At 59.7% G+C, this 8,037-nt stretch carries 9 protein-coding genes and 1 pseudogene; 3 read left to right on the plus strand and 7 right to left on the minus strand.

The window, feature by feature from the left end:
- The first annotated feature begins 56 nt into the window (after nucleotides 1-56).
- From NW815_RS12185 to NW815_RS12195, 3 genes are all read left to right on the plus strand, one after another.
- Entirely contained in the window at nucleotides 57-245 is a 189-nt protein-coding gene (locus NW815_RS12185; protein ID WP_414374567.1) for a TOBE domain-containing protein, read from the plus strand.
- Between the two features lie 152 nt (nucleotides 246-397).
- On the plus strand, nucleotides 398-1,444 hold the full coding sequence (locus NW815_RS12190; RefSeq protein ID WP_414388776.1) for a GntR family transcriptional regulator: 1,047 nt from the start codon (nucleotides 398-400) through the stop codon (nucleotides 1,442-1,444).
- Nucleotides 1,445-1,558: 114 nt separating this feature from the next.
- On the plus strand, nucleotides 1,559-2,041 hold the full coding sequence (locus NW815_RS12195; RefSeq protein WP_414388775.1) for a hypothetical protein: 483 nt from the start codon (nucleotides 1,559-1,561) through the stop codon (nucleotides 2,039-2,041).
- Nucleotides 2,042-2,101: 60 nt separating this feature from the next.
- Here the strand turns inward: NW815_RS12195 and ribB are convergent.
- The 7 genes and pseudogenes from ribB to NW815_RS12230 all read right to left on the minus strand — a co-directional run.
- Nucleotides 2,102-3,250: pseudogene (gene ribB / locus NW815_RS12200) on the minus strand (3,4-dihydroxy-2-butanone-4-phosphate synthase); the annotation flags it as partial.
- A gap of 143 nt (nucleotides 3,251-3,393) precedes the next feature.
- On the minus strand, nucleotides 3,394-4,563 hold the full coding sequence (gene moeB / locus NW815_RS12205) for a molybdopterin-synthase adenylyltransferase MoeB (RefSeq protein ID WP_011433659.1): 1,170 nt from the start codon (nucleotides 4,561-4,563) through the stop codon (nucleotides 3,394-3,396).
- Between the two features lie 2 nt (nucleotides 4,564-4,565).
- Nucleotides 4,566-4,847, minus strand: coding sequence for a MoaD/ThiS family protein (locus NW815_RS12210; protein ID WP_011433658.1), 282 nt, complete (start codon nucleotides 4,845-4,847; stop codon nucleotides 4,566-4,568).
- Between the two features lie 246 nt (nucleotides 4,848-5,093).
- Complete coding sequence (locus tag NW815_RS12215; protein ID WP_414390429.1) at nucleotides 5,094-5,582, minus strand: M67 family metallopeptidase; 489 nt, start codon at nucleotides 5,580-5,582, stop codon at nucleotides 5,094-5,096.
- Nucleotides 5,583-5,743: 161 nt separating this feature from the next.
- Entirely contained in the window at nucleotides 5,744-6,040 is a 297-nt protein-coding gene (locus NW815_RS12220) for a DUF6464 family protein (RefSeq protein ID WP_414329336.1), read from the minus strand.
- Nucleotides 6,041-6,159: 119 nt separating this feature from the next.
- On the minus strand, nucleotides 6,160-7,593 hold the full coding sequence (gene argH, locus NW815_RS12225; RefSeq protein ID WP_414349809.1) for an argininosuccinate lyase: 1,434 nt from the start codon (nucleotides 7,591-7,593) through the stop codon (nucleotides 6,160-6,162).
- 153 nt (nucleotides 7,594-7,746) lie between these two features.
- Nucleotides 7,747-7,965, minus strand: coding sequence for a hypothetical protein (locus tag NW815_RS12230; protein ID WP_011433653.1), 219 nt, complete (start codon nucleotides 7,963-7,965; stop codon nucleotides 7,747-7,749).
- Nucleotides 7,966-8,037 lie beyond the last annotated feature (72 nt).

Consider the following 8,037-nt stretch of genomic DNA (forward strand, 5'->3'; position numbering starts at 1 on the left):
GTGCGGGGCTCCTGCGCTAGTAAGCTGAAGAAGGGATCCCCGATGGCCACTGCCGCTTGCGGGGACGGATTTGCGACACTGCTTATCTAGGGGCTTTCATTCGCTATCAGGTATGGGTGTCGGGCTGTGAGGTGAAACTTTTGGCTGTGCAACCCAACCCCGGCCTGAATTTGCAGCAGTTGCCGGAAGGGACGGAGGTGACTTTAAGTTGGGATCCCAGCCGGATGCACCGCATCCCCGAATAGGGCTCTCAATCCCGATCTCCTCTGGAGCTTGTCTATCCGGCGTCGGCGCTATCTTGCAGGCAGTTGACACTCCCGCCGACTGAAGTCGAGGGATTCTTACGTAGCCCAGAAACGGGCTCGCAACGGCGTTGTCAAAGGGAGAAAAACGGGCCATGATGCGCATTTCCATCCAGCCGGAGAGTGGGATCCCTGGCTCCGTACAGCTTTTTAATTTGCTCTGCTTTGCCATCGCCTGCGGGCAATTTCCTCCCGGCTACCGCCTGCCCAGCACCCGTCAATTGGCTATGCAAACAGGCCTGCACCGCAATACCATCCACAAGGTTTACCACCAATTGGAGGCTATGGGCCTGGTGGAAACCCGCGCTGGATCTGGCATTTACGTGAGCCGCTCCGCCCGCCAGGTGGTTAACTACTCTCGCGGCCTGGGGGAAAACCTGGATCGATCCCGACAGGTCCTGGAGCAGGTGCGCCAGGGCATCGACCAGCTGCTGCAGCAGGGGTTTTCTTTGGAGCAGGTGCGGGATCTGCTGCTAGCGGAGATCGATTGGCGATTGCGCTGCAGTGCCCAAGTGCTGGTGTGTGTGCCCAACCGGGATTTGGGTACAGGACAACTGATGGCCCAGCAAATCCAGCAGACTTTGGGCATCCGGGTCCAGTTGGTGCCCCTGGAGGAGCTGGCCACCGTTCTGGATCAGATCCATTCCGGCACTGTGGTGACGCTGCACTATTTTCTCAGCGCCGTCGAAGCCATTGCCCAGCCGCGAGGGGCCCGTGTTCTGACGGTGGAGGTGTCTGACTACGCCCGTGAAATTGCCCTGATCCGCCAATTGCCTTCCTACGCCTGTCTGGGGCTGGTGAGCATCAGCACTGCCCTGCTGGAGGTTGCCGAGGTGATTGTCTACAGTCTGTGGGGAGACCTGCTGGTGCTGACGGCAGTGATCTCGGATACGGAACGGGTGGGATCCCTAATCCGCCGCGCCCATACGCTGATTTGCGATGAGGCCAGCTACCCTACCCTGCGCGCCTTGGTGCGCCAAGCCCGAGCCGATCTAATCCGCACACCCAACCTAGTCTGCGCCACCCCCCACATCGGAGAAGCAGCCATGGCCGAGCTGCGACGGGAACTGGGTGGGATCCCTGGAGCCGGAGGAGATGGGGACGCAAGCAGTAGCAGTTTGCAAGGCAAAGAAACCCATTAAGCCTTGTTGCAGGTGAGCCATTTTGCGGATGACAGGCTGCCCGATATCGCGTTTAAGTGGAAATACGGTAAAAGCTTACTCACTTTGATTCATCGCTGATCAGTCTTTACACGTATGGTGATCCTCGACTACGCCTCCGCCGATCATGACTATGTGGCGGTTACACGGGAAGGTTTCTGGGAGGCCATCCGCTTCCAAGACCACTTTTACGTCTTCAACCGGGGCTTTTCTCAGCTGCAAGAGGCCATCGCCAGTTGCCGCTACGACATGGATCACGGATCCCTGATCAGCCTGGTGGTGGTGCGCCCTCAGGGCTATGAAGTGTGGTCGCAGGTGGGATCCGACATTCCCGTCTTGCCGAAGCAACTCTTGAGCCCCACAGCCAGGGACTCCGTCTCGCCGGCGCGCCAGTGCTCCGCACCCCTGTCACCAGAGCGGAAGCGTCGCATAGCAATGACGGCTCCATCGGGGCCCGAACGTCCTTTCTGGTCTTTCTGGGGCTGGGGATCCAAGGCTTATGTGGTGGATGGCGAGCCGGCTGCACCCCAGTCTTTGTTCCACCATAGCCCTCGGCCCTACAACGCGCTACAGGCTTGAGCCGGAATCGGTTGCGCCAGCGTCGTGCAGCAACAGTTTCAGGGAACAGGACGGCTCCACATGCAAATTGAGATCCGGCTCTTCCACCAGCAGGGGCACGCGCTCGGCCACTTCCAGGCCAAATCCTTTCAAGCCGCTGATGTGGCGAGAGGTGTTGCTGATCAGGCGCATTTTGCGCACCCCTACATCCCGTAGGATCTGGGCGCCGATGCCGTAATCGCGCAAGTCCATCGCCACCGGTGGCGCGGTTTCAGAAAGTCCCAGATCTTGCCGGGCGTAGGACTTGATTTGCTCGATGAGACTCAGCTCCTGCTCTTGCCGGCGCAGGTACACCAGCACCCCCTTGCCCTGGTGGCCGATCATCTTCAGGGCCGCTGTCAATTGGCGGCGACAATCGCAGCGCAGGGATCCCAGCGCATCCCCTAGGGGACACTCCACATGGACGCGCACCAGGACGGGCTCAGCGGCAAATTGGGCCGGATCCCCTTTCACCAGGGCCAGGTGCTCGACTTGGTTGAGGCTATCGCGGTAGCCGTAAACCCGAAACTGGCCAAACTCCGTTGGCAGGGTGGCGGCAGCCTCTCGGTGAACCAGTTGTTCGGTGCGCAGGCGGTACTCGATGAGGTGGGCGATGGTGATGATCTTCAAATCGTGCTGACGGGCATATTCGATCAACTGGGGCAGGCGGGCCATGGAGCCATCCGGGTTTTGGATCTCGCAAATCACCCCTGCCGGATACAGCCCGGCCAACATCGCCAGATCCACCGCTGCTTCCGTATGGCCAGCCCGTTTGAGTACTCCGCCCTCCCGTGCCCGCAGCGGAAAGACATGCCCAGGCCGGCGCAGATCTTCCGGTCGCGTGTGCGGGTGAATGGCCGCCTGAATGGTGCGAGAGCGATCGGCAGCGGAAATGCCGGTGGAAACTCCAGCCTCTGGCCCAGCATCAATGCTGACGGTGAAGGCAGTTTGGTTGCTGTCGGTGTTCTGCCCCACCATCAGCGGGATCTTCAGCTCATCGAGGCGGGATCCCTGCATGGCCAGGCAGATAAGGCCCCGCCCGTAGGTGGCCATGAAGTTGATAGCTTGGGGCGTGGCAAACTGGGCAGCACAGACCAGATCCCCTTCGTTTTCTCGGTTTTCGTCGTCGACCACGATGACCATGCGACCACACTTGAGGTCTTCGAGGGCTTCGGGGATGGAGTGGAAGATCGTTTCTGTCTCGGCCTGCGGGATGGCACTCATGGAAAAGGGGACGCAAAAAGGGAAAACCTGGCACAGCCGGCTCTGGGCACCGGATCTGCCGGATCTATGCTAGAGCAAACCGGGCGACAGGTAGGGATCCCAAGGCAGAGTCAGTACTTGGGAATCGAGGGATCGTAAGCCTCTGCCCAGGCGAGGATCCCCCCGCGCAGGTTTTTTCCTTGGATCCCAGCAGCTTGTAGGATCTTCAGGGCTTTGGCCGAGCGTGCCCCACTCTTGCAGTGGACGATCAGCTCTGAGCCGTTAAGGAGGCGACGCACCTGCTCCACCCCGTCGCCGTTTTCAATTTGGGGCAGGGGGATCAGGTGAGCACCAGGGATCCGGCCTATCTCCCACTCGTTCGGGTTGCGCACATCGACCAACACAAAGTCTTGGTGAGCATCCATCCGCGCTTTCAGCTCGGCCACAGTGATCTCGGGGATCTCTGTCTGGCCAGCTTGTTCTGTGGCTTGGGCTGGCGGGATCCCGCAGAACTGCTCATAGTCGATAAGCTGGGTGATGGGAGGAGTGGCGGGGTTTTTGCGCAGCTTCAGCTCCCGGAAGCTCATGTTCAGGGCATCGTAAAGCAGCAGCCGCCCGCTCAGGGTTGTGCCCACGCCCAGCAGGATCTTCACGGTTTCGGTAGCTTGAATAACACCGATGATGCCGGGGAGGATCCCCAACACTCCCCCTTCGGCGCAGGAGGGCACCAGTCCTGGTGGGGGCGGCTCGGGGTAGAGATCCCGGTAGTTGGGCCCATCTTCGTAGTTGAAGACCGTCGCTTGTCCCTCGAAGCGGAAGATCGAGCCGTAGACATTGGGCTTGCCCGTCAACACACAGGCATCGTTCACCAGGTAACGGGTGGGGAAGTTATCGGTGCCATCCACAATCACGTCATAGTTGGCAAACAGCTCCAGTGCGTTGTGGGCCTTCAGGGCGGTGTTGTAAACATCCACTTGACAGTGGGGGTTGATCTCCAGGATGCGGTTCTTGGCCGATTCCACCTTCGGCTTGCCCACCCAGGAGGTGCCGTGGATCACCTGCCGCTGCAGGTTGGACACATCCACCACATCAAAATCGACGATGCCGATCCGCCCCACGCCGGCTGCCGCCAAGTACAGCAACAGGGGCGAGCCAAGCCCGCCTGTGCCGATGCACAGCACCTTTCCGGCTTTCAGCCGCTTCTGTCCTTCCAGGCCCACCTCGGGCAGGATCAAATGCCGAGAAAACCGCTCCATCTCCTCGCGGGAGAGGCTGACTTGGCTGGTGTCCAGGTTCAACATGCTCACAACCCTCCGGCAATAGCAGGAACGATGCTGATAACGGCTTGCTCTCCCACGGGGGTGTTGTTGCCTTGGGGCAACGTGCGCACATCCTCGTCGTTGAGGTAGACATTGACAAAATTGCGCAGCTTCCCATCCTCGGTGTAGAGGTGGCGCTTCAGCTCGCCATAGCGGGCGATGAGGTTGCCCATCACTTCGCCAACATTGCTGCCCTCGATCTCGACAGCTTCCAGGTTGTCGGTGTAGGGGCGCAGGGGAGAGGGGATCAGAACTTTGGTTGCCATGGGAGTTCGGGGAGAGATCTTGGGTATCTACTGGAGACTTTTGAGGATCCAGAGGATCTGGGCTGACCTATCCGTTTGTCGATCTTGTTGGGGCTGTCTACTGACTTTGAGGATTCAGCTATGTTACAGACAAGGTTCAGCACTAGACTACCGCTTTTTCCGGTGGCGCCCATCCCAGCTTTCAAGGATCCCAACTGAACTTAGCCGTGAATTTCAGCCTCAAACAGCGGCAAAGCCCAAACGACTCTAGCTTGCCAAAGCCGGGAGCGGGGGGATGCGAATGTCTTCCAGCATCTGCATCGGCTCCCGTTGGGGCTGCTCCTGCTCATCCAAAACCCAGCTCACCACCTCTTCTGCCTTGCCCTCGCGCACACTGACGATCACACAGGAAAAGCCCCAAGGAAAAGCATGCTGCCGATCAAACTCGGAGGGGATGGCCGCATGGTTGGGATGGGAGTGATAGGTGCCCAGGATCCCCAGCCCTTTGCGCACCGCATGGTCGTTGGCCCGCTTGAAATCCGCCGGATCGATCAAAAAGCGGCGGCGGCTGGATTCCCCGTCTGCCAGAGGGTTTTCCGCTTGATCCCAGGTGTTGGTCACCGACCAAAGCTCGTGGATGATCTTGTCGGACCCCCGGATTTCCCCAATTAAAATGCCGCAGCTCTCGTGGGGAAAGGCTTGTTCGCCGTGCTGACGGATGCTGCGAATGTGGTCTGCCGAGAGGTAGAGGGCCATGAATCTCGCCTTTGCCGATGGAGTTACCGTTCTTTTATTCTGGCACAAGTTGGCCGGGGATCCCTCAACTTAGCTACAGCGGATGCCATTGGGGCGCAACGGGCAGGCCGTTCCGCAGAGGCCGCCGCTGCTGAAAATGTTCGGCCACCAGTGTGGCGCGGTCAGACCCGTCCATCGAGTGAACCCAGAGGTGGCTCTGGCTTTGGAGGGGTGACGGGGGCATAGTGGGGGCAACCCTGGCACGGCCCTTGGGGATGGACGGCACAGCGCAACCAAGCCGAGTGGGCACTGAAAACACAAGAGGGATCCCCCAGGGGTGGGCCAAATTCGCCGGCCCGTTGACGGCGCAGCAGCACCACTTGCCGTCGCCAATCTTGCAAAAATCGGCTGTAGGCGCGTTCTCGCCAGCGACGCTTGGCCGCATTTTCGAGGACGTGGGCGGTGAGGTTATCCAACATGGAACGATACCCAGGGAAGAGGCCAACAGGCTGGGAGTTGGGTTGGATGGCTGAGAACCTCAGGATGGCACACACTGGCGAGAAGAACCCAAGAATTGCAAACTCTCCTTGAGTTCAGTTTAAGTTTGTGGAGTTTCTTCCGATGGCTCTGGCTGCTGGTGGCGGGCCTGGGCCCGTTGCAGGGCTTCTCGCACCACAGCAAAGCCCGTTCCCCCGGCGCTGAGCCGCGTGGCCACCACCTGGCGGGGCTCAATGGCCGTCAAAATGTCCGCCTCAAAGGCCGGGTGGAAGGTTTTCCAGCGCTCCAAGGGCAGATCCCGCAGCAGGATCCCCTCTGCCAAACAAATGCGCACAATCTGCCCCACCAAATCATGGGCTGTGCGAAAGGGGATCCCTTTGCGCACCAGGTAATCGGCCACATCGGTGGCGTTGGAGAAATCTTCCTGCACAGCAGCGGCCATGCGCTCAGGTTGAAATTGGATCCCTTCCCGCAGCAGAAGGGTCATCGCCTCTAGGCAGGCTTTCAGGGTATCGACCGTGTCGAATAGTCCCTCTTTGTCTTCTTGGAGATCTTTGTTGTAGGCCAGCGGCAGCCCCTTCAAGGTGACCAACAAAGCCTGGAGATGGCCAAACACCCGCCCCGCCTTGCCGCGCACCAACTCCGGCACATCGGGATTTTTCTTCTGGGGCATGAGGCTGGAGCCGGTGGCACAGGCATCGGTGAGGGTGACAAAGCCGAACTCCTGGGAAGCCCAGAGGATCATCTCTTCCGAAAGGCGGCTGAGATGCACCAAAATCAAGCTGGCGGCAGCGTGGAACTCCACCAGGTAGTCCCGGTCGCTGACGGCATCCAAGCTGTTGGCGCTGATCCGCTCAAATCCCAGCAGATGGGCGGTGAGCTGCCGATCGATGGGCAGGGAAGTGCCGGCCAAAGCCCCGGATCCGAGGGGGCAGACATTCACCTCTTCCCGCACCCGCCCCAGCCGTTGCCAGTCTCGCCAGAACATTTCTTCATAGGCCAAGAGGTGGTGGGCCAAGCTAATCGGCTGAGCCCGTTGCAGATGGGTGTAGCCGGGCAGGATTGTCTCCAGATGCCGCTCAGCCAAGTCCAACAAAACTCCGCGCAGCTCCCAGAGGGCTTGACGAAGGTGATCGATCTGATCCCGCAGATAGAGGCGCAGATCGGTGGCCACTTGGTCGTTGCGGGAGCGCCCGGTATGCAGTTTTTTTCCCACTTCCCCCACCAAAGCCACCAAACGACGCTCGACGGCATAGTGGACATCCTCTGCCTCTGGATCGGGCCGGAAGGTGCCGGCAGCCGCTTCCTGTTGGATCTGCTCCAATCCCCACCGGATCTGGTCGGCCTCTTGCTGGGTCAGGATGCCACAAGCGGCCAACATCTGCACATGAGCCAGGGATCCGGCCACATCGTAGGGCAGCAGGCGGATGTCGAAGCCGATGCTGGCGTTGAAGCGGGCGATGGCAGGATGCAGGGATCCCTCGAAGCGTTGGCTCCAGGGGCGAGGGGTGGAAGTTACCGTCGGCTCAGACATTGGCTGGGAACCGGAAGAATGGGGAGAAGGATTGACCACCGTAGGAAGACCCCACTGCAGTTGTGGAGAAAAAACACAGAAACCGACCGCCGACGGCCAAAACCCCGCCGGCCCAGGCCCAATGGATCCAGCTAGAGCAATGGCGACAAGGCTCTAGTGGGAGCTGGTGATGCTCTTGAGCATGTAGCCCGCCACGATCCCTATCAAAAGCGCCCAAATTTGGCCCGATTCCACAAAGCCATTCCAACCCTTGCGGATATCGCCCAGCACATCCTGTCGGAACACCTGCCCGACAATCATTTCCGTCTGGAAAGCCGTGGGGGCCGGCAAGTAAACCGAAGCGGTCTCAGACCCAGAAGGAGAGAAGTTCATGGTTGTACCTCAGGTGTAGATAACACAGTGCAGCCAACCTGGTAGCTGATACATTCACGCTGAACTCTCCTG

This window comes from Synechococcus sp. R6-7, assembly GCF_047461695.1.
Lineage (GTDB): Bacteria > Cyanobacteriota > Cyanobacteriia > Thermostichales > Thermostichaceae > Thermostichus.